Below are 21,342 nucleotides of genomic sequence, written 5' to 3'. Positions count from 1 at the left end.
AAATTTAATGAGTATTTATTTGATTATTCATTATGTTTAGCCATTCGGTCAGTTGCTCTAGAAGTTTATCGCTATCCAAGATTCCCAGACCTCGTATTAATACTGAAGAAAAGCTATCCCCTTTTTTATAGATAAATCTTCCATGTAGATGAGTTGGTAAACCTTTTCTAATTAATCTAAATGCTGGTTCGTCCATTGATGTTTCTAACTCTACATTTGGTCTGGAAAGCTTAATTCTTGAGAAACCGCATTTTTTAGCGATTATTTTCAGTTTCATTACTTCTATCAATGATTCCACCGCTTTTGGTAGATTTCCGTATCTATCAATTAAATTGCTAGCAAATTGAACTAGTTCATTATTAGATTCGCATTGAGTTGCTAATCTATACGCTTGAATTTTCTCGTCTGGATCTGTAATCCAGTCACCAGGTATAAAAGCTGTAACGGGTAAATCAATTTGCGTATCATCGACTGATGGTATTTCTTGGCCTTGTATTTCAGCGATTGTTTCATGTAATAATTCCATATATAAATCAAATCCTATAGTTTCCATTTGTCCACTTTGCTCTATGCCCAAAATATTGCCAACTCCTCTAATTTCCATATCTCTCATTGCTAATTGATAACCACTACCCAAATCGGTAAATTCTTGTATTGCTTTTAATCTTTGTCTAGATCCGTCATTTAGTTTTTCATTACTTGGATAAAATAACCAAGCGTGAGCTTGAACCCCACTTCGGCCAACTCTTCCCCTTAATTGATAAAGTTGTGATAATCCAAATTTATGAGAATCTTCAATCAATATTGTATTTACTCTTGGAATATCTAAGCCACTTTCTACAATTGTTGTGCAAAGTAATATGTCTGCATCTCCTGCATTAAAAGCAAGCATTGCATTTTCCAGTGCTCCCTCTTCCATTTGTCCATGAGCAATAAGCAATTTTACATTTGGAATCATGCTTTTTAGTTTTTCTGCTACTTCTTCTATTCCACTAACACGTGGAACTATATAAAAAACTTGTCCTCCCCTATCTATTTCCTGTGATATTGCGCTTCTTATTATTTCATTATCTAATGGCGCTAAATGGGTTTTTATAGGTCTTCGTAATGGAGGTGGTGTAGTAATTAAACTCATTTCTCTTACACCAGAAAGACTCATATAAAGGGTTCGTGGAATTGGTGTTGCTGAGAGTGTTAACACATCAATACTCTTTTTTAATTCCTTGATTTTTTCCTTATGATTCACACCGAAACGTTGCTCTTCATCAATAACTAAAAGGCCTAAATCTTTATAAGTTAATTGTTTATTCAATAGTTGATGTGTGCCTATAACGGCATCAATATTACCGTCCTTTAGACCGCATAGTATTTGTTTTCGTTCTCTGCTTGTTTTGAATCTATTAAGTAAAGAAACTTTAATTGGATAGGGTGCGAAACGATCAGAGATAGTTCTCCAGTGTTGTTGTGATAAAACTGTAGTAGGAGCTAAGAATGCTATTTGTTTGCCTGAAGTAATCGCTTTAAATATTGCTCTTATTGCCACTTCTGTCTTTCCAAAACCAACATCACCACAAATTAATCTATCCATAGGTTTATCACTTTCCATATCACTCTTAACTTGATTGGTAGCTGTAGATTGATCGGGTGTTAGATCATATGGAAATGAATCCTCTAATTCACTTTGCCATGGACCATCTATTGGAAATTTGAAACCCTTTTCCTTGCTTCTTTCTGCATATAATTTTATTAAATCTATAGCTACTTTCTTTACAGATTTTCTAGCCTTTTCTTTGATTTTATTCCAATTATTTCCTCCAAGCTTATTAATTTTTGGTGTTTTTGAATTAGAGCTTCTATATCTACCTAAACTACCAAGCTGATCTGCAGCAACACTTAACTTGCCATCTAAGTACTTAATAACTAAATAGTCTCTAGACTCTCCATTTATATTTAGTTTCTCAATTTTTTGAAATAGTCCTATTCCATGATTTTTATGAACAATATAATCACCTGGTTTCATTTTGTTAGGATCTATTTTTCTACTTGCAGCCTGTTTTCTTCTTCTAACGTAACCTGTTCTGAGAATATTACTTTGGCCAAAAAACTCTTTATCGGTTACTAAGGCCATTTTCCAACTTGGAAGTATAAATCCCTCAATTTCACCGTCATTATTATTTTTAATTGCAACAGGAGTATTATCATCTAGAATACTTTTTATACCATTTAGATCATTACTATTTGCTACAAACTTAGCGTAACATTCATGTTCATCTAAGAGTGACACAGCCCTACTAGGCTGGGCTGAAATTATCCATACAGTATACTTTTGTCTTATATAATCTTTAATTGATAAACTAATTTTACCGTACTGATTAGGTAGCCATTTGTGTAACTTACTAGAAATATTTAACGTATTATTTTTTGATGTAACATCTTCAAGATCTGTTATTTCTATTACATTATAATTCTGCAGTTCAGCGTTAATCTCATTAAAAGTTCTATGCAGATTTGGTTTAAGTATACGATTACTTATACCTTTATCCTGTTTTTCGCTTATAAGTTCATTATAATTTTCATTAACTATTTTATACCATGCATCACAATGTGATTTGCATTGTAATTTTTCATCAAAAACTACAACTGTACTAGCATCTAAGTAATCTAACAAAGATGATGGTTTATCAAATGCAACTCCTAGATATTTTTTTGATGAAGAAATAGAATTTGAATTACTAAAGTCACTATATTCCTCATCAGTAATATATGTTATTTCATCTTTATACTCCAAAAGTCTTTCAATAATTAGTGGGTTAAATCCAGTAGGAGTAATACAGACGTTATCAATTTTGTCTAAAGATCTCTGTGAAAGAGGATCGAATTCTTTTATTTTCTCTAATTGATCTCCGAATAGCTCTAATCTGATAGGTATCTCACTACTAACTGGAAATATATCAAGAATATCTCCTCTTCTTGTCCAAGTACCTTCCTGATCAATATTACTTTTTCTTATATAACCACATTCACCCAACTTTAAAGATAGGTTGGCTAAATCTAATTCATCTCCTACATTTAATTTTATACATTTGGATTTTAAATATTCAATTGGTGGCAAATGCGGTTGAAGCGATCTCTCAGTAGCAATTATTGCAATACTATCTTCATTATTTAATTCTAAAATATCGCTTAAGACTTGCAATTGACCCCATATAATTTCAGAAGTAACTTGAGTCGAATCATAGGGAGAAACTTCACTTGTTGGGTATAAACATGTTTTAGACCAACCACAATCTTTAACGAGAGGGAACCACCTTGTCGCCTCTTCTAATGTTGGAACAATTACTAGAAGTACCTTAGAATCCTTTTTGGCAAGTGAAGTAGTTAATAGTGCTTTTACTGTTCGCGATGCTCCCGTTAATATTAATCTTTCTTTTCTATTAGTTCTTACTAAAATTTCTTTAGTTAATGGGTGGTTCTCTAATTTTTCTACTATTGAACCTAATGACACTATTTCATTAAATATTGAGAATACTATAACATTGGGTTAGTCATTGTGAAATAGCAGATTGATGACGATTATTTCTTATTGATCTAAGCTTGTTAACAAATGATAATAACTGCTTATCATCAAGTTCTTTTCTAGAATATACATTAAATTCCTTCTTTAAATATTCACTACCTTTTTTGTGATCCCATGATAATTCATTAAGGATAATATTAGATTCTTCGATCAAAGCAGGTTTATCTATTGTTTTTAGTGTCTCCTGATTAATATTTTCTTGTTTCTTCAACAGTTCTAAATAATGTAATAGCTCATTGTATTTGGTGATTTTATTTCTATGATTATAACCAAAATTATCCTCTAGAAATATTTTTTCATCCTCTCTAGACCAATTTAAACGCTTAATTTGTGAATCTATTGAAATTAACTCGTTACTCCAATCTTTCGGTTCAGTAGTTATGATTTTAGAATCGAAATTTTGACTTTTTGGTAGCTCAACTTTAATCTTATCTTTAATTATATTATCGTTATTTAGCCCTAAATTTGATTCATTTTCATTTTTAAAACCAAGTCTCTTGTTCAATCTTGAAATTGCTCTATCCTCTGCTATTTCAACTGATGTACCTTCTCCAAGTGAGCTTCCAATATTTTTGTCATTCAACCATCCATTAACTTGAACAATAGCTTTGTTTTCAGATAGATGGCAAAGCTTTGATTCAATTCTCATAACCTTTTGCTCTAACGCTAATTATAATAATTAGAGTTAACATATACCAAACAGCGATTAAAAAAAGTTCTTTTATCGAAATTTAATGGATTCAGCATCACTAAGATCCATAACTCCTTTACTAGATGGTATCGATAGATGGGTAGAACTTGCACCTCTTTTGCCCGTCATCGTGTCACTAGAGCTTGTTCTTTCAGCTGATAATGCTGTGGCGCTTGCTTCAATAACAAAAACCTTAAACAATATAAATTTACAAAAAAAAGCTCTAGATATAGGAATTCTCATAGCACTTTTATTAAGAATAATTGTAATACTATCTGCACAATATGTTTTAAAATTTTGGCCAGTAAAACTTATTGGCGGTATTTATTTGATTTCATTATCTATTTCAAAGTTAATTGGCACTAACAATAATGAATCTACTAAAAACAATATTAGAGTTGATTCTACAAAATCATTGTTAAATGTTATTTTGCTTTTGTCAATAACTGATTTAGCATTTTCAATTGATAGTATTACAGCTGCAGTCGCTATAAGCGATCAATTCCTTTTAGTTATAACGGGGGCAATTATTGGTGTGATAGCATTACGTTTTACTTCTGGATTATTCATTAAATGGCTTGAGATATATATTAACTTAGAGAAAGCAGGATATATAGCAGTAGCTATAATAGGTATAAAATTAATTATTTCATTAATCTTTTATGATATTGTGATACCAGAATATTTATTTTTTATTATTATGTTATTTCTTTTCCTTTGGGGATTCTCAAGTAAAGACAATGTTACTGAAGATATTTAATTTCCTAAAATATTATTAATGTCAATATTAGTTTGATTCGACAATGTGTATCCATCTGTTTTATTTTTGCCCTCCAATTGACAAGACTTTATTAAAATTGGTTTGTCTTTTGTCATTATTGCTATTCCATATTTTTTATTTATCATAATCACTTTGCCAGGTAATGAATCATTAATAGGTTTAGTCAATAAATTATTTAGTTCTGATGATTCGTGGATAGTCGAAATTATCTCTGAATCAAAAATTTTAATTCTTTTTCCATTGTAAAATGTATATGCATTTGGATAAAGTGCTTTTATTCTTTTTGATATTTTTATCGCTTTTTGATTCCAATCAATTAAATAGTCTTCCTTTTCTAGTTGTCTAGCATAACTTATACTTCCACTTCCAAGTTTTGATTGATCAATTGCATTCAATACTTCTAGTCTTTCCTTTTTCCCTAATCCACTAGTTAACTTTATATTATCTAAAGCTTTAACTAAAAGTTTTGAAGATATCAGCGATAATCTTTTGCTAAGTGTTTCAAGATTATCATTGTCATTAATAACTGTTGATTCCATTTCTATTACTGGTCCAGTATCTAAACCTTCTTCCATTGCAATAATGCAAATTCCAGTTTTTGCATCATCGTTAATAATACTCCATTGAATTGGTGCGGCACCTCGCCAGGATGGTAATAATGATGCATGACTATTCCAACAGCCAAGACTAGGCTGATCTAATATCTTTTTTGGAAGAATTTGTCCAAAAGCAACTACTACATAAACATCGGCATTTAAATTCAAAAGTATATTTTGAGTTTTTTGATCATTTTTTATTGATTCTGTCGTAAATACAGGAATACCGAAATCTAAAGCAACTTCTTTTACTGGTGATGGAGATAATTGCTTACCTCTATTTCTTTTTCGATCAGGTTGAGTTATTACAGCAATAACTTCATAACCAGCTTCGAATATTGATGTTAAATTTTCTGCTGCATATTTTGGCGTTCCCCAAAAAACAATTTTCACGCTTCACCTGTAATTGACATATTCTCAACCCAAATATAAGGACTCATACCTTGATGAGTCACAATTTGTTCATCCTCAATTTTTACAATACTATTTAGAACTTTTAAAATATCTCCAGCAACAGTGGCAGCCTCAATTGATGTTTTTTTACCTTCATTGACTATCCACCCATCAAAAGGCAATGAAAATGAACCTTGACTGGCTTTTACCCCTGAATGAAGAGCTGTTAATTCATCTATTAAAATATATTCAGTTTTAGTTTCCTTAACACTCAGAGACTTATCTTTATCACCTTCATCGTCTGATTTAGTAATAACCAACCAATCTGGAGATACTGACACTTTAGCCCCTAATCCTGCATGACCAGTAGGTTTTACACCAAACTTTCTTGCTGTGGCCTCTGAATGTAGTAAATTCTTCAAAACACCAGATTTGATCAAATCAATATTTTGGGTTGGTGTACCTTCACCATCAAAACTAAAGGCACCAACATTTTTAGGGTGTAAACCTTCGTCACTTATGTTTATACTCTTGACAGCTATTTGTTTACCTATTGATTCTTCATTCATTAAACTTAAGCCGTCTATTATTGAACGAGCATTAAACATTGAACTAAATGCATTTATTAATTGAAGAAAGGCTTCTGGGGTGAAACAAATCAAATATTTATTAGTTTCTATAGCTTTATAATTAAGATGACTAATTAACTTGCTAGATGTTTCTTTTATGCAGGATTTAATGTTAAGTTTGTCTAATTCAGAATTAACTCTGATACTCCCAGCACTCCTAGGTTTTTTATTTTCAAGCTGCGCTTTTGCATAAAGATAAATCGAAGACTGAGATAGTTTCATATATCTATTAGCACCATCGCTATTGATATATAACCTTTCCATATAAGTTTGGTTCAAACCATTGTATGGAACAGAATCAATTGAAGAGTGTGAAGCTAATAATTTATTTTCAGCATCTTTAAGCATTGTAAGTAGTTCATCAATATCATGCTCTTTAGATATTTTTGAACTTATTTCCTGGATAGGACTCTTTGCTAATGAGGAAAACTCTGGTGATTCATTTTCATTGCCAAAAAAACTAGCATCAATAGCTCCATACATTGCTTTTTTAATACCTTCGTTCGTCAAATCGGAGGTACTCGTTATCCCAACTTTATTATTATTCCATACTCTTAGTGTCATTGAGTTCCGTTGAGAACCCTTTAATTGCTTAGCCTTTCCATTTTGAACTTGGACCGATAAATCTCTACTTGATGAAGCACCCATATCCCATTGTGATATATCCGTCTCTTTGCTGTATTTGATTAAAAGTTCTGTTAATAATGTTGAATTTAATTCACCTAGATTGTTATTGATATCTTTATTGTTCATTTTATCTGCCTCCCACGGTTATTGAATCAACTTTTATATGGGGTTGACCAACAGTAACGTTTACACTTCCGCTTACTGATCCACAAAAACCAGCAGCAAGATCTAAATCATTCGCACACATAGATATTCTTGGTAGTATTTCCTTAGCTTCACCTATTAATGTTGCACCTTTAACTGGTTTATCAAGTTTTCCATTCTTGATTAAGTATCCCTCCTCAACGGAGAAGTTAAATTGACCGGTTGGCCCAACACTTCCTCCACCCATAGATTTGCAGTAAAGACCATTATCTATGCTTTCAATTAAATTCTCTGGTGAATAAGAGCCTTGTTTAATGTATGTATTTCTCATTCGACTTGCCGCAGCATAAGAGAAATTTTGTCTCCTTCCACTACCCGTTCTTGGATGACCAGTTCTTAATGAACCTGCCCTATCAGAAATAAATTTTTTTAAAATACCATCCTCAATTAAGAGAGTATTTTGTGGTTCCATTCCCTCGTCATCCATTGATAGTGAGCCAAAAGCGTAGTTTGATATTCCTTCATCAACAGCACTTACTGAATTATGAGCAATTTGCTGATTGATTTTGTCATGAAAAGGTGATGTTCCCCGCTCTAATTGAGTGGTTTCAAGAAGATGACCACATGCTTCATGGAATATTACACCTCCAAATTTATTTGCTAAAACAACTGGCATTTGCCCTGCTTGAACATATTCCGCGTTAAGCATTTTTTGAGCACTTTCGTTTAATTCTGTAGCGCTCTCTTCAATGTTCCAGTTGCGTAGATCATTTGGATTACCTGAACTTCCATATCGTCTAGCTGATGTTGATCGATTTTTATCCTTGGTAGCTATTACATTAATTCCTACTGTTTGATGTAAACGAATATCTCTAGCAAAAACCCCATCAGTTGCTGCAACGAGAACTTCCTGCCAATTTCTTGAATAACTCGCCCTCCTCACTTGTAGATTACTATTCTTGCTTGCAAGCAATTTTGTAGATTCTAATAATTTTAAAGTTGATTCATTAAGATCTGGTGATTTCTTGAGCCAATTATTTTTATTAATTCCAAAATCTTTGAGTTTGCATAGACCATCAAAATATCTGTGATTACCAGTTCCAATTTCAAGGCCTAACATCCTTAATGCTTGTGATAGAGCGAATAGTAGACCTTGCTTGGACAAGTCATTAGTACTTACAAAGCCATCCTTTGTCCCTAAGAAAACTCTAATTCCAGCTCCAATACCAAATGAAGGACTTACATTTGAAATATCATCTTGTTCCGCCAGTACAGAAATATTGTCCGATTTTTCTAAAAAGATTTCAACAAGGTCTGCTCCTGCAGATTTCCCAAGTGATAGTAATTCCTCAATTTGTGGTTTTAATGTATCATCAAAAATATGAAAAAGAAATTTGTCGTTCCGTTTAGTTAACAAGGAATTAGTCAATTTTTTTTTTTTTATTATGCCATTTTATTGCCGGTAGTGCGTATTAATATATAAAGTTCTTAAATTTATTGTAATTACATAAAATATTAGTAATAATTTAAAGTAAATAAATATAATAATAACATATCTAATTAGGTCCGATCCACTTTTGGCCGTTTAATCTTTGAAGAACTCGTGATATTAGTAAAGGTAAAGTTGTCTTTTTTTCATCAATTAGAAATGATTCTACTATACTTGGTAGACTATCTGATTCTGCTAATAATATAGTTTTCTCAGAAGTAATTTTTTCATTATTAAAGCAAAGCCAAAATTTTCTATCTTCAGATAATTCGCAAAACACCATCCAGCATAGACCTCCTACAACTGGTCTAGTTCCTTTTATTAATTTAATTTCAACGACATTAGTTCCTTTATTTAAAATAGATTCTTTCAATCCTGGAATAAAATAATTAGTAATAAATTCTTCAAATGGTTTATCTTCTATTTTGGGAGGCTTTACTTGTTTTTTTGGAGTATCTGGTTTATCTATTTTTGAGACCTTAGGCTCGGCATTAAATTCGTTTGAGGGAGATGAATTTGACATATACTTATATTAGCAAAACAATTCCAAGTTGTTAATTTATTATAGAATAAAAATATTTTGCGAAAAATCTTACCAATCTAAATGATTGTAATCAAACCAGTCATTTAATGTTTTCTCTGAATTAGATTCCTTTTCATAAGTTATTTCATTTTCATAGTATTTATCATTCGATTCATTTGAGGAGTCTGATGAATAGAAGTTATCTCTTTCATTGTTGTTATGGGAAACAGATTTTCTACTTATTTTACCAATCACCCTAAAGTTTGCATTTAATGTAGGAGAGGGATCTTTAATATCTCTTTCTATAAGTGTATTATCATATTGACTAAAATTGTTCACTTCTGAATATTCACTATATTTATTATCTTGATTCTCAACTTTATATTTTATTTTATTTATAGTTTTCGACTTATTAACTTGTATAAGACCTCCAGTAATAAAACATGATAGTAGAAATCCTGATCCAGTTGAGATTGCAAGGTATGTCCCAAGGGATAACGAGGGTGTATCCCATATAAGTATTTTTAATTTGGTTTTTTCCCTTTGATTATTAATGCTTAAAAGCATTACTAAGATTAAAATTGTTAATATTGGTATGCTTTTCAATTGAGAATTAACTTTCATTTATTTGGACCCGCCCATCGTTCTATATTATCTAAATCCTCGCCAAGCGAATCAAAAATTCTTACTACTATAAAATCAATGATGTCCTCAATAGTTTTAGGGTTTGTATACCAGGCTGGTATTGGAGGAACAATTAAAGCCCCTGCTGTAGCAACACGTTTTATATTTTCAATATGAATTAAATTGAATGGTGATTCTCTAGGACAAATAACTAGTGGCCTATTTTCCTTTAAATGAACATCAGCGCATCTTTCAATTAAATCTAATGAAAAACCAGAAGCTATACGCCCAAGTGTTCCCATTGAGCATGGGACTATGACCATTCCAGTTGTTTTATGACTTCCGCTTGCTATCGGTGCTGAATGATCATTCCATCGATAACATGTCAATGTCCCAGATTCCACTGAAAGTCTGTTTCTCCAAAAATCAGCTTGGGAATGTGACTCAACAGGTATATGAATATTACGCTCACTTTTAGCTACTTCATATGCACCTTTGCTTAATATTAAATCCACATTCTTATTGTTTTCTAGCAATAACTGAATAGATCTCTCACCCAGTTGCATCGCTGAAGCACCTGTAATAGCAATAACAAAACTTTTCATTTTTTTAATCCTTATACGTTTTGTCCTCATTAATGTTTTCATTATGTTTTATTTGCTCGATATCATCTTTTTTTGCAAGTTCTAAGTCTATTTGGTTTTTTAATATGTCAACTTTTAAAACTCTAACATTTACACTTTGTGCGAGTTGATATGTTTTTTTATTTTTACGACCTATTAATAGATTTTGTCTTGATCTATATTCGTACCAATCGTCTCCAAGCGTACTTACATGAACCAATCCCTCTGCTGTTATCTCGTCAATTTCAGCAAAAAAACCATAACTTTGAACGCCAGTAATAATTGCTGGTACCTCCTTTCCAACTATTTTTTGGGCTTCTCTACATTGAGCTATCGAAATAATATTATTCCTGAATGATTTTGTATTTTTTCTAATTTCATTAAGATGTTGAATTAGTTTAGGATTTGAATATAAATCAATAAGGTCTTTTGTCTTGGATGAAAATAATTCCCACTCTAAGAGATTCCAAGAATCATTTTTACCTAAATCTATTGATACTTTACTACGACTAGATAGTTTGTTTTTGCCATCATTTAAAAGTGAACTAATCATAAATTGATTAAATATATTCCAATAATTAAGTGATGGACAACACCATGGAGCCTCTATGTTTCTAGTAAGTAACTTTTGGTTTAAATGATCATAATTAAGATGTTCATTATCTTTGAAAAGCTTCAGATGTATACCTGGTATTATATGTTTAACTAATTTATGAATAATTTTCTTTTCTGTACTTGATTCGAACGAATTAATTAACTCTTTTGTTGTCAGTGACCCATCAATGCTAACATCAATATTATTATTTAAACTAAGTGCAGATTTTGTAATTTCATTAATAGAAAGTGGATCAATTTCATCATGTTCCTTGTATACAAATGGCAATTTGTAGCCTACTAAATGTTTTGCAAGAGTATTATTAGCTAATCTAACAAAAACATCAATTATTGATTGTGGATCGTTAGTATCAAAAGAATTCGTCCAACCATAGAAATCTCTGCTGGGAAAAGCCTTTTGATATTCCTTAATTCTTTCTAAATTAGGAATATATTGATCTAATTTTATAGCACCATTATCACTCTGATTAATAATTTTTGATATGTGAATAATACTATATATAACTTCAAGGTTATTTTTTACTGATTTAAGAGCAATAGGAATGGATTTTGATGTTGATTTTCTCTTGTTAATTGTTTGAAGATGTTTTTGAGTAATTTCATTTACAGGTTTAATTAAACTAAGAGAAAATTTCCAGTCCGTAATTTCTCCCTTGCTATCGATGTCAATCATTAATGAAATCGACTCGCATTCTTCATTAATTTTGAATTTAGCTGCTGAAGCAAGAGATTCATTTAAGAATTCAAGCCAGTTATTTCCTAAACAAATAACTTCTCCTTTTTCCTTAAGATAATTATCTAACTTACCGTCTAAAACCAATCTTTCAGAAACTGTAGGTGAATGAATCCATAATCTATGACCACCTTCATGGGGGGATGCAAATAATGCAGGAAGAGAAGGAGCGTTTGAACATTCCCAACTTTTAAATAACAATACATCTTGAGAAGTTAGATCTTCTCTACCTTTAAGTGATATTTTTTTTGGATTAATTTTAGGAACATTATTATTTTTGATAATATTATTTTTGGAAAGTAATAGTTCTATATCACCTTCAACGCCGTTGTTTACAGATAATTCACGAATTATTATTCCTTTTGCATTATATTGAGCAATAGGATATTTAGTTATTTGAATTTCATAAATAAAATCATTATTTTTTTGATTGAAAGTCTTATTAACCTTACTATCTACTTCAATTACTGCTGTTATTCTGTCATCTAAGGGATATGCCCTCAATTTATCTGTTGATTTGTCCACTTCAACTTTGGCTAGCAATATATCATTGTTTCTTTTTAAAACACATTGTATAGTTCCTTCCGGAGCTCTTCTTTTAAGCGCTGGTTTAGTGATTAATACAATAACAAAATCTCCATGCCAAGCATTATTTAGATTATTTTCTCGTATGTAAATATCTTCTCCTTTATCTTCCCTAACTACAAAGCAATATCCTTTACTGCTACATCGGACTTTACCTTGAATAAAGTCAACTTCATTATTAATTATAAGTTTATCATCACCAATATTTTTTATAATTCCAATTTTTGTAAGAGCATTTATAGCTATGCTTAAATTATCTCTATCAAGTTTTTTCGTAAGTCTCAAGGATTTCTCAAGTTTAACAAGTTCTAATGCTTTCTCCTCATCTAAATTTTCAAGTATCTTTAAAACTTTTGTCATAAGACCAGTGGTAAATTAATTTGTTTTCTTTTGGATTTAGACTCTTAATATAAAGTCTAAATATTTAGTTAAGTCTAAGCACTAGTAGTATCATCATTAATTTGTGTAAGTAGGTTAATTCCTATTATTAAGAATACTATTCCAGAAAGCAATTTAAGTAAAAATGCTGGAATTAGGTTGGCTATAGATCCGCCAGCTAAAGCTCCTAGCAATGTGGCTAGGATTAAAGCTATTGACGAACCAATAAATACCGCAAGTGGTTTGTTGGTAGTGCTACTTAAAGTTATTGTAGTTAATTGGGTCTTATCACCCATCTCAGCTAGAAAAACAGCAAAAAAAGTTGAGAAAAGAAGTGTAAGAAGCATTAAATTAATTCAATATCCGATTTTGAATAAAGTCAATAAAACCAGTTGTTACTAAGTATATTCCTAAACTTAACATAATAATTCCAGAAACCACCGTGAAACGCTGCCTTGGCAAATTATTGGCTATCCACTGACCTATTAGAACTCCAAGCAGGCTTGTAGAAATAAGGGCGATAGCTGCACCGATAAAGATTATTAATGGTCTACCGGACTGAGCAGAAAGCATCAAGGTTGCAAGCTGAGTTTTGTCTCCTAACTCGGCAAGAAAAATGGTACTAAAAGAAGTAATTAATATATTGAAAAAAGTAGTAGAATCCTTTTGCTCACTATTATTTAATTTAGAATTTGAATTAGGCTGACCCATTACTTCCTAGAGAGAGACTTTATCTTTAGAATTATGTTTATACAACATTTTTATCATATATAGTAAACCACTAATTAATCAAGTTATGACAAAAATCGCTAAAAGAATAATTAATATATATACAAAATCTCAAAACTTAGCAGGCTAACTTGGCATTTCTTTCTGTTGATTTTGAAAATTTGGCCTATCTCTAAAAATTGAATAGCCCTAAATAAGAACAAAAATAAAAAATTTTTAATTATTGGGAAACATTGTCAAACCATTTAGTACAATATAAAAAGATTTTTTTTATTACATGGGAAACCTATTGCCTCTAGTAGCAGTCTTTCTTGCTGGTCCTGCGATAATTGCATTAATTTTTTATAGAAGAGGCGTTTAAAGGGCTAAGTTGCTCTACCAAGGGCAATTTCGGCAAATGATAGAATCTTCTTAGCAAATACTTTGTTTTTCATATTTTTATAACTAGAAACAGTTGATAGATTTGAAGATATACTTGTACCTTTATCATTTGTGATTATTACATTATTATTTTCTGATATTTTACATTTATAGGTCCTAGTATGTAATTTCAATTCAATTTCTTCTTTATAAAATCTAATATCAATAATATTTAATATTAATTTATTAGTTTTTTTCCATTTATTAATCTGTATGTAAAATGCAATATCTATTAAATCATTTACCTTAAGATCAAGAATAAAGTTCCACTTTATAGCACTTATCATTCCAGTGCCATCATCTAAAGTCATTTTTATATGGTTTCCTTTCATCTTATAAAGCTCTAATATTCTGCATTTTCTAGCCCAAAAAATTGGTTCTTCGTTTTTGATCCCAAATGGCCCTAATAATACTAATTGATTATAGAAATCAAAATTAATGTCTCTAAGATATATACGCGCATCTGGCTTTATTGACTTACTTAGATTCAGGTTAACAAATTGTCTTTGAGCAATTGCATTTAATCTTTCCTTAAATTTTGGAATATTTTCTTCCCTAATTGTAAATCCTGCAGCATCCGAATGACCACCATGTGCAATAAGTAAATCGCTACATTCGTCTAAAGCTAAATTAACTTTTAAGAATTTGTTAGATCTTATGGAACCTCTGAATAGACCATCCTTTGCTATTGAAAGTATGGCAGTAGGTAAATTATATTTATCAACAATTCGAGCCGCAACAATTCCAATAACGCCTGGATGCCATTCTCTTTTAACGAGAATTATAAACTTATAGTTTTTTGCATATTCATAAATGGCCAAATCATTAGCTTCTTTTTCAATTAAAGCGGTAATTATTTTTCTTTGTTTATTCAATAAAAAACATTCGTTTGTAAGTTTATCTACAGAACAAATATTATGATTCGTTAGAAGATCAATTATTAACTTGGGCTCACCTATTCTACCAATAGCATTAATTATTGGAGCTATTTTATATCCAATATCATCAGTAGAAATATCAGTATCCTCAAGTTCTAGCTTTTTTAATATATTTTTTATGCCTATATTTTGTGTAGTTTTAAATTTGGGTAAATTTTCTTTGAGCCAAATTCTATTAGCACCAATAAGAGGTGCCATATCGGCAACTGTTCCTATGCAAAATAGGACATTAGCAGTGGTATTATTTATATTATAATTTAATTTATTACATATATTTCTTGCCAACATATATGCAATACCGACACCAGCAAGATATTTATATGGGGAATCAAATGGGGCTTTTTCAGGATGTATTAATGCAAAAACTTCTATAGTTTTATTAGTAATTTTGTGATGGTCAGTAATTATTAGATCTATACCAAGTTCATTTGATCTTTTAATAGCTGTGAGAGCCGAAATCCCATTATCTACGGTGATTATAAGCTTAATATCATTTCTAGCAATATGATTTACCATATCTACATTTAATCCATATCCATCGTCCTGTCTGGAGGGGATATATGGTATCGCATTTGCACCTAACTTAGAAAACAACTCAACTAAAAGTACAGTGCTAGTGATTCCATCAGCATCATAATCACCACATATAGCTATCTTCCTATTATTCTTACAAGCATCAATTATTCTATTAGATGCTTTGGTTAAATCATTAAAATGGTCTACAGGATCTGGAAGTTCATTAGGTATCAAAAAAGAATCCAATTCACAATCAATATTTATTCCTCTCCTTAACAAGACTTTCTGTAATGTGAAGTTTATTAAGCAATTATGTAGTTCACTTTTATTTAGTGGTTTTGGTAAAATCCATCTTTTGATTTTATTATTATCTATTGTCAATTGCTTTACCTATAAGATTCTATAGTTATATAAATTATATTTAAGTTTTTACTCATCAACATGAATAAATTATCAGCAGTTTTTTGGGATGTTGATGGAACTATAGCCGATACAGAACTTAGTGGGCATAGAGTCGCATTTAATTTAGCTTTTAAGGATTTTGGCTTGGACTGGTTCTGGAATGAAAATAAATATTTGGAATTGTTAAAAATTTCAGGTGGCTTAAAAAGAATTCTTTTTTATCGCGATGAAATCAAGAGTCAAATCTCAAATAAAATTTGCAGTAATATACAATCTAGAAAGCGTTTTCATTACAAGAGATTAATTCAGTCAGGTAATATCAAAGTTAGAGATGGAGTAATAAGGCTTATAGAGGAATTAGAAAATTTTAATGTTGAACAATTTATTGTTACTACAAGTGGAAGAGATTCTGTGGAAGCTATTTTACATACATCATTAGAATCGCATTGTAAATTCTTTTCTCGAATAATTAGTTATGAGGATGTAAAAAAACACAAACCCTATCCAGATGCATATAAGCTAGCAGTAAAGTTAAGCAATACGCCCAATTCAAATTGTATGGCCATTGAAGACTCTGTAATTGGCGTTGATGCGGCTATTGCGGCAAATATAAATTGCCTGTTAACATTGTCACCATGGAACTCTAACCCACAAAAAATATCCAAAAAGGCAAATGCTTGTGTTGATAGTCTTGGGAATGGAAACAATAAATCTAATTTAATTTATGGCAAACCATTAATTAGCAATCATGTAGATTTTACTTATCTTACAAAAATTCTTAATTAATAATATGCAGAAAACTAAATTTAGAGAATTTATTGACAGCTCGTTAGTAATATTAAAGCCCCTTATCTCTGACTCATGGTCTAAAAGAAGCATATTATTAATATCAGTTTTTTCTGGTTTTTATTTTACCAATAGCTTAATCTCTTATTTGTTGGATAAATCTGTAAATACAATTTTTCTTTCTATATCAATATTAGTCATAATGGAATTAACTATTCGTTCTTTAATATTAACTAACTCAGGAAAACTTTCAATATTATTTATTGCTATAAATAATTTTAGAATAGGTTCAACCTATGCACTCATACTAGAAGCTTTTAAGCTTGGATCTTAATAAATTCATTCAGATTCCTCTTCTGAGGTCTCATCCATAGGATACACAAATCCTTGGGCTCTTCCAGTTAATACAGATTTACCTATTGACAAAGCTTTTTCAGCTGCGATAGCAGCTTTTCCTTTCCAAATGGAATGCCTTTGATTTCTCTTTCCTTTAGAGGTCTTTTTCTTGGGTACAGCCATCTTTTCGTATCATTTATTAATTTTTTATTTTATAACGTCATGCTCCGATTTAACAAAAACCCATTTAGGAATAGAAAATTTCTTGTTTCTTTTTCTATATAAACTCAAGTTAGTAGACATTATGACTATAGTTTATTTATAAATTCTTTTGATTTTGTTGAATTAATTATCAAATGAGTAAAAGTTATAGTCAACTTCTAAAGGATATTGAAACTGGGGAAATTATTTCTATTATTTTAATTCCAACCAGAAGAGAGGTCATCGTTGAATTTTATAATGGAAAGAAGAAAATAATTCCAATCTTTTATAACGATCAAAAAATTCTAAGAATATCAGAAGAATATAATATACCTCTTTCAGTTAGAGATATACGATCAGAACAGCGTTTAGCAAATTTTATTTCTGGCCTAGGACTCGCCTTAATATTTGTTTTGTCACTTTCATTTTTAATTAGGAGATCATCAAAGCTGCTGAACAACATGCAAAGTTTTTCGAGTAGAACATCACAACAAAATGAAGATGAAATGAGTCAAGTAACTTTCGATGATGTTGCTGGATTAAATGAAGCTTCAGAAGAATTAAGAGAAATTGTTACCTTTTTAAAGAACCCTCAAGTTTTGATTGACCTTGGTGCAAAAACCCCAAAAGGTGTTTTATTGGTTGGTCCTCCTGGAACAGGCAAAACCTTACTTGCACGTGCAATTGCAGGTGAGGCAAATGTTCCATTCTTTAGTATTTCAGCTTCAGAATTTGTAGAAATGTTTGTTGGTGTTGGTGCTGGAAGAGTTAGAGATCTATTTAAAAATGCAAAATCAAAGTCTCCCTGCATAGTTTTTATTGATGAAATAGATTCAATTGGTCGCCAAAGAGGAGCTGGAATTGGTGGCGGTAATGATGAAAGAGAACAGACATTAAATCAACTCTTAACCGAGATGGATGGATTCGCCTCTAATAATGGAGTAATTGTTATAGCTGCCACCAATAGGCCCGATATTCTTGATCAAGCCCTTACTAGACCCGGAAGATTTGATCGTAGAATAGACATTTCACTCCCAGATAAAAAAGCTAGGCTTAAGATTTTGTCAGTCCATGCAAGAACAAAGCCTTTAACCGATTCAGTAAACCTTAAGGAATTTGCAACAAAAACACCTGGTTTTTCAGGCGCTGATTTACAAAATCTTCTAAATGAAGCAGCCATCCTTTCTGCTAGAAATAAAAAAACAAAAATCAGTACTATTGAAATTGATCAGGCTCTAGAAAAAGCACGTTTCGGATTGATTTCTAAACCACTGACAGATAGTACAAAAAAAAAGCAAATTGCTTATCAGATTATTGGTAAAACATTAGTAGCCTTGCTAATTCCTTCTCAAGACAAGCTAGAAAAAATTTCATTATTTAGGTCTTTAGGAGATATTTCAGGTATGACTTATTTCACACCTAATGAAGAAAACATGGATAGTGGTTTGATTACCCGAAGCTACATATATAGCAAAATAGTTATCGCCCTTGGTCCTAGAGCAGCAGAAACAATTGTTTTTGGCTCAAATGAAGTTACTCAAGGATCAAGAAAAGATCTTGAGGATGTTTATTTTTGGGCTAATCAAATGGTTACAAGATTTGGCTTCTCTGATCTTGGACCTATTGCTTATGATTCTGAAAATAATTCTATATTTTTAGGGCGCGATATAATGCAAAATAGAAAAGAATATTCTCAGAAAACCAGTAAAGAAATTGATAAGCAAATAATTTTAATTGCCAACAAAGCTCTTAATCATGCTATTAATTTAATAATCGATAAAGTCAATTTAATGGATATATTAGTTGATGAGCTAATAGATAAGGAAATACTTGATTCTGAATATGTTAGTCAAAAACTTAATTCTTTCATATCTAATAATTAATAAATCTATTTAATTAATAAATCTACAGTGCAGAAAAATATTCCTTGCTTCCTTTAGGATCTTCCTTCATTGTTTTATCACCTGGCGTCCAACCTGCAGGACATACTTCATCTGGATGAGACTCTACATATTGATAGGCTTGTAGAATTCGTAGCGTTTCATCTATATTTCTACCTACTGGTGCCTTGTTGATAGTTGAGTGCATAATTACACCACTTGGGTTAATGATGAATAAGCCCCTATCTGCCTCTCCATCTTCGTTTAATACGTTATATGCCTGGCAAATTTCACGTTTAAGATCTGAAACAAGTGGATAATTAATATCACCAATTCCTCCTTCATTTCTTGGTGTTTGAATCCAAGCTAAATGTGTAAACTTACTATCAACTGATACTCCTAATACTTCAGTGTTCTTAGAACTGAAATCACTATATCTATCGCTAAAAGCTGTAATCTCAGTAGGGCAAACAAAAGTAAAATCTAGTGGATAGAAAAACAGAACCACATATTTACCTCTGTACTGGGAGAGAGTGACATCTTTAAATTCTTGATCTACGACTGCAGTTGCTGAAAAATCAGGAGCTTGCATACCTACCCTTAGGCATTCATTTGTCGTCATGGAAATAATTTCGTATTTTGATTGGTTTAGAGGCTGGAGAACTTCCCCTTTTCCTTTTTATAATTTATCATGAAGAGACCAGAAAACTTTCTCATTTTAGCTAACCGACCATAATTATTAAAAATGAATGATCAAATAAGTTGGGATTCCTCCCTTGTTAAAAAATTTAGTTCTTCTAATCACTTTAAGATGTTAAATCAGTTGAGAAGTGAAGTTAAAAAGTATCCATTAAATAAAAAAAAGCAGACTATATCAAATCCGAATAATGACATTAATCCTAATAAAAATGAAAATACAGATAAAAGTTACACTAAAAATATATCCATTTCAAACAATTCAAATTTAAATAAGGACACCCACATTAATAAATCAACAATAAGTTTCAATAACTCAAAGAATTTTTCTATTTATAATAATAATGAATCAACTAATGAAAAGAGAGAAAGCAAAGTAATTATTGATAATAAAACTAATGAGAATGATACATCATCAACATTTAAAACTAGGTTGGAGCAAATAGATATGAAATAGTGTTATAAGATATTTAAAGATGTTTAATATACTTAATTCTACAAATTGAGAATAAAATTACAATAACTATAAAAATAATTATTAAATAAATTAAATGATAATAGATGAAAATAACTAATTATTCATATAAAAAAATTTATGTCAGTGGAGAGACTTGAACTCTCGACCTCAGCGTTATGAATGCTGTGCTCTAACCAGCTGAGCTACACTGACAGACTGAAAAAATTGGAAAAAGTATTAATGTCGCTCATTTTCAGGAATGCTTCACTGAAAAGAGTCACATTGTTCCATCAACCAATTGGTTTTCAAAATCTATGATAATTCAGGATGGTCAAGTACGGAAGAAATCTTTAGAACTAAAGTTTGAATGAGACTACTAAAAGACTTAAAAAGACGAAAAATGTTGTTTTGGTCTTATGATCGCTTTGATCTAGTAGCTAAAAGTTGGTAATTTTTCAGTCCTTGATTTTTGGACCAGTCGTTTATAGGTATTTTTAATTATGTTTGTATTTTAATGCTGAATCTGATCAAAAATTATTTTTTAAAAATTTACAGAATTTCAAATAAACGGCACTTTTTAAATTGTAAAGCAAAGAGAAAGACAATATTAAAGTACGATCGTTTTAATTAATAAGGTAGTAAGTATGGATTATATATTTTCTTTTATGAAAAATGAATGGAGACTACTTAGAGGCATATCAACAATTTAGCGATCATTCAGAAAAAATAAAAAAAACAAGAATTTCAAAAGTTTCTTATTTACTGAAATTAAACGCACAAAGAAATTCCCTATCAGACCTTGATAGTAAGCATAAAGCATGGGGAAAGAAGGCCTTCGTATCGAAATAGCCATATGAGTTAATATGAAATTATTGCTATAAATATATTTAAAGTAAACTCGCTATTAACTATCAATTGAGTTCCAGAAACAATTTTTTATGCCATTGTTGCCAATAATTAAATATATTGCTAT

The 21,342-nt window shown here is 30.9% G+C and carries 20 protein-coding genes and 1 tRNA gene; 6 read left to right on the top strand and 15 right to left on the bottom strand.

What is annotated here, in order from left to right; all coding sequences use genetic code 11:
* Positions 1-4: 4 nt before the first annotated feature.
* Positions 5-3,505 (bottom strand): transcription-repair coupling factor, encoded by a 3,501-nt coding sequence (gene mfd, locus AC6EJB_RS01950; protein WP_498492049.1) that lies wholly within the window; start codon positions 3,503-3,505, stop codon positions 5-7.
* Between the two features lie 40 nt (positions 3,506-3,545).
* Positions 3,546-4,226 carry a hypothetical protein gene (locus AC6EJB_RS01945; RefSeq protein WP_498492048.1) on the bottom strand — a complete coding sequence of 227 codons (681 nt, stop codon included), beginning with the start codon at positions 4,224-4,226 and terminating at the stop codon, positions 3,546-3,548.
* 85 nt (positions 4,227-4,311) lie between these two features.
* On the opposite strand from AC6EJB_RS01945, the gene AC6EJB_RS01940 reads away from it, so the two are divergent.
* A complete protein-coding gene (locus tag AC6EJB_RS01940) occupies positions 4,312-5,028 on the top strand; it encodes a TerC family protein (RefSeq protein WP_498492047.1) in 717 nt (238 codons plus the stop codon).
* Here the strand turns inward: AC6EJB_RS01940 and fmt are convergent.
* The 9 genes from fmt to AC6EJB_RS01895 form a co-directional block, all read right to left on the bottom strand.
* On the bottom strand, positions 5,025-6,038 hold the full coding sequence (fmt, locus tag AC6EJB_RS01935; protein WP_498492046.1) for a methionyl-tRNA formyltransferase: 1,014 nt from the start codon (positions 6,036-6,038) through the stop codon (positions 5,025-5,027). The two genes, AC6EJB_RS01940 and fmt, sit on opposite strands and share 4 nt — an antisense overlap.
* A complete protein-coding gene (locus AC6EJB_RS01930) occupies positions 6,035-7,420 on the bottom strand; it encodes a TldD/PmbA family protein (RefSeq protein ID WP_498492045.1) in 1,386 nt (461 codons plus the stop codon). The genes fmt and AC6EJB_RS01930 overlap by 4 nt, the downstream gene beginning before the upstream one ends.
* Position 7,421: 1 nt before the next feature.
* Complete coding sequence (locus AC6EJB_RS01925; protein ID WP_498492948.1) at positions 7,422-8,855, bottom strand: TldD/PmbA family protein; 1,434 nt, start codon at positions 8,853-8,855, stop codon at positions 7,422-7,424.
* Between the two features lie 139 nt (positions 8,856-8,994).
* Complete coding sequence (locus tag AC6EJB_RS01920; RefSeq protein ID WP_498492044.1) at positions 8,995-9,450, bottom strand: DUF2996 domain-containing protein; 456 nt, start codon at positions 9,448-9,450, stop codon at positions 8,995-8,997.
* Between the two features lie 69 nt (positions 9,451-9,519).
* The gene (locus AC6EJB_RS01915; protein WP_498492043.1) at positions 9,520-10,074 is read right to left on the bottom strand and encodes a hypothetical protein; all 555 of its coding nucleotides are present in this window, start codon (positions 10,072-10,074) and stop codon (positions 9,520-9,522) included.
* Positions 10,071-10,679, bottom strand: coding sequence for a flavin prenyltransferase UbiX (locus tag AC6EJB_RS01910; RefSeq protein ID WP_498492042.1), 609 nt, complete (start codon positions 10,677-10,679; stop codon positions 10,071-10,073). Before AC6EJB_RS01910 ends, AC6EJB_RS01915 begins: the two co-directional genes overlap by 4 nt.
* A 4-nt stretch (positions 10,680-10,683) precedes the next feature.
* Positions 10,684-12,990: an RNB domain-containing ribonuclease gene (locus AC6EJB_RS01905; protein WP_498492041.1), complete on the bottom strand. Its 2,307-nt coding sequence runs from the start codon at positions 12,988-12,990 to the stop codon at positions 10,684-10,686.
* Between the two features lie 74 nt (positions 12,991-13,064).
* Positions 13,065-13,355: a TMEM165/GDT1 family protein gene (locus AC6EJB_RS01900; RefSeq protein ID WP_498492040.1), complete on the bottom strand. Its 291-nt coding sequence runs from the start codon at positions 13,353-13,355 to the stop codon at positions 13,065-13,067.
* A gap of 4 nt (positions 13,356-13,359) precedes the next feature.
* Positions 13,360-13,719, bottom strand: coding sequence for a TMEM165/GDT1 family protein (locus AC6EJB_RS01895; protein ID WP_498492039.1), 360 nt, complete (start codon positions 13,717-13,719; stop codon positions 13,360-13,362).
* Between the two features lie 295 nt (positions 13,720-14,014).
* Between AC6EJB_RS01895 and psb30 the strand changes: the two genes are divergently transcribed.
* On the top strand, positions 14,015-14,098 hold the full coding sequence (gene psb30 / locus AC6EJB_RS01890) for a photosystem II reaction center protein Ycf12/Psb30 (RefSeq protein ID WP_071813363.1): 84 nt from the start codon (positions 14,015-14,017) through the stop codon (positions 14,096-14,098).
* Positions 14,099-14,102: 4 nt separating this feature from the next.
* Here psb30 and recJ read toward each other — a convergent pair whose 3' ends face one another.
* Entirely contained in the window at positions 14,103-15,992 is a 1,890-nt protein-coding gene (gene recJ / locus AC6EJB_RS01885; RefSeq protein ID WP_498492038.1) for a single-stranded-DNA-specific exonuclease RecJ, read from the bottom strand.
* 60 nt (positions 15,993-16,052) lie between these two features.
* Between recJ and AC6EJB_RS01880 the strand changes: the two genes are divergently transcribed.
* Together AC6EJB_RS01880 and AC6EJB_RS01875 are read left to right on the top strand one after the other, a co-directional pair.
* Positions 16,053-16,799, top strand: coding sequence for an HAD-IA family hydrolase (locus tag AC6EJB_RS01880; protein ID WP_498492037.1), 747 nt, complete (start codon positions 16,053-16,055; stop codon positions 16,797-16,799).
* Between the two features lie 4 nt (positions 16,800-16,803).
* Positions 16,804-17,133, top strand: coding sequence for a DUF565 domain-containing protein (locus tag AC6EJB_RS01875; protein ID WP_498492036.1), 330 nt, complete (start codon positions 16,804-16,806; stop codon positions 17,131-17,133).
* A 5-nt stretch (positions 17,134-17,138) separates the two neighbouring features.
* On the opposite strand, the gene rpmF is transcribed toward AC6EJB_RS01875, so the two are convergent.
* Positions 17,139-17,318, bottom strand: coding sequence for a 50S ribosomal protein L32 (gene rpmF / locus AC6EJB_RS01870; protein WP_498492035.1), 180 nt, complete (start codon positions 17,316-17,318; stop codon positions 17,139-17,141).
* A gap of 173 nt (positions 17,319-17,491) precedes the next feature.
* On the opposite strand from rpmF, the gene ftsH reads away from it, so the two are divergent.
* On the top strand, positions 17,492-19,219 hold the full coding sequence (ftsH, locus tag AC6EJB_RS01865) for an ATP-dependent zinc metalloprotease FtsH (RefSeq protein WP_498492034.1): 1,728 nt from the start codon (positions 17,492-17,494) through the stop codon (positions 19,217-19,219).
* Between the two features lie 22 nt (positions 19,220-19,241).
* Here ftsH and AC6EJB_RS01860 read toward each other — a convergent pair whose 3' ends face one another.
* On the bottom strand, positions 19,242-19,838 hold the full coding sequence (locus AC6EJB_RS01860; RefSeq protein ID WP_498492033.1) for a peroxiredoxin: 597 nt from the start codon (positions 19,836-19,838) through the stop codon (positions 19,242-19,244).
* 123 nt (positions 19,839-19,961) lie between these two features.
* On the opposite strand from AC6EJB_RS01860, the gene AC6EJB_RS01855 reads away from it, so the two are divergent.
* Entirely contained in the window at positions 19,962-20,369 is a 408-nt protein-coding gene (locus tag AC6EJB_RS01855) for a hypothetical protein (RefSeq protein WP_498492032.1), read from the top strand.
* A gap of 139 nt (positions 20,370-20,508) precedes the next feature.
* Here the strand turns inward: AC6EJB_RS01855 and AC6EJB_RS01850 are convergent.
* A tRNA-Met gene (locus AC6EJB_RS01850) sits at positions 20,509-20,582 on the bottom strand.
* Positions 20,583-21,342: the final 760 nt, after the last annotated feature.

This window comes from Prochlorococcus sp. G4PB17 (assembly GCF_059772445.1).
This window is presented reverse-complemented; position numbering and strand designations above follow the sequence as displayed.

Bases quoted from the DNA above. Each gene is read 5' to 3' on its own strand.
- psb30 (WP_071813363.1), top strand. From the start codon at position 14,015: ATGGGAAACCTATTGCCTCTAGTAGCAGTCTTTCTTGCTGGTCCTGCG.
- AC6EJB_RS01940 (WP_498492047.1), top strand. From the start codon at position 4,312: ATGGATTCAGCATCACTAAGATCCATAACTCCTTTACTAGATGGTATC.
- AC6EJB_RS01855 (WP_498492032.1), top strand. From the start codon at position 19,962: ATGAATGATCAAATAAGTTGGGATTCCTCCCTTGTTAAAAAATTTAGT.
- AC6EJB_RS01945 (WP_498492048.1), bottom strand. From the start codon at position 4,226: ATGAGAATTGAATCAAAGCTTTGCCATCTATCTGAAAACAAAGCTATT.
- AC6EJB_RS01915 (WP_498492043.1), bottom strand. From the start codon at position 10,074: ATGAAAGTTAATTCTCAATTGAAAAGCATACCAATATTAACAATTTTA.
- AC6EJB_RS01930 (WP_498492045.1), bottom strand. From the start codon at position 7,420: ATGAACAATAAAGATATCAATAACAATCTAGGTGAATTAAATTCAACA.
- AC6EJB_RS01895 (WP_498492039.1), bottom strand. From the start codon at position 13,719: ATGGGTCAGCCTAATTCAAATTCTAAATTAAATAATAGTGAGCAAAAG.
- AC6EJB_RS01860 (WP_498492033.1), bottom strand. From the start codon at position 19,838: ATGACGACAAATGAATGCCTAAGGGTAGGTATGCAAGCTCCTGATTTT.
- rpmF (WP_498492035.1), bottom strand. From the start codon at position 17,318: ATGGCTGTACCCAAGAAAAAGACCTCTAAAGGAAAGAGAAATCAAAGG.
- AC6EJB_RS01875 (WP_498492036.1), top strand. From the start codon at position 16,804: ATGCAGAAAACTAAATTTAGAGAATTTATTGACAGCTCGTTAGTAATA.
- ftsH (WP_498492034.1), top strand. From the start codon at position 17,492: ATGAGTAAAAGTTATAGTCAACTTCTAAAGGATATTGAAACTGGGGAA.
- AC6EJB_RS01920 (WP_498492044.1), bottom strand. From the start codon at position 9,450: ATGTCAAATTCATCTCCCTCAAACGAATTTAATGCCGAGCCTAAGGTC.
- AC6EJB_RS01900 (WP_498492040.1), bottom strand. From the start codon at position 13,355: ATGCTTCTTACACTTCTTTTCTCAACTTTTTTTGCTGTTTTTCTAGCT.
- AC6EJB_RS01905 (WP_498492041.1), bottom strand. From the start codon at position 12,990: ATGACAAAAGTTTTAAAGATACTTGAAAATTTAGATGAGGAGAAAGCA.
- AC6EJB_RS01910 (WP_498492042.1), bottom strand. From the start codon at position 10,679: ATGAAAAGTTTTGTTATTGCTATTACAGGTGCTTCAGCGATGCAACTG.
- AC6EJB_RS01880 (WP_498492037.1), top strand. From the start codon at position 16,053: ATGAATAAATTATCAGCAGTTTTTTGGGATGTTGATGGAACTATAGCC.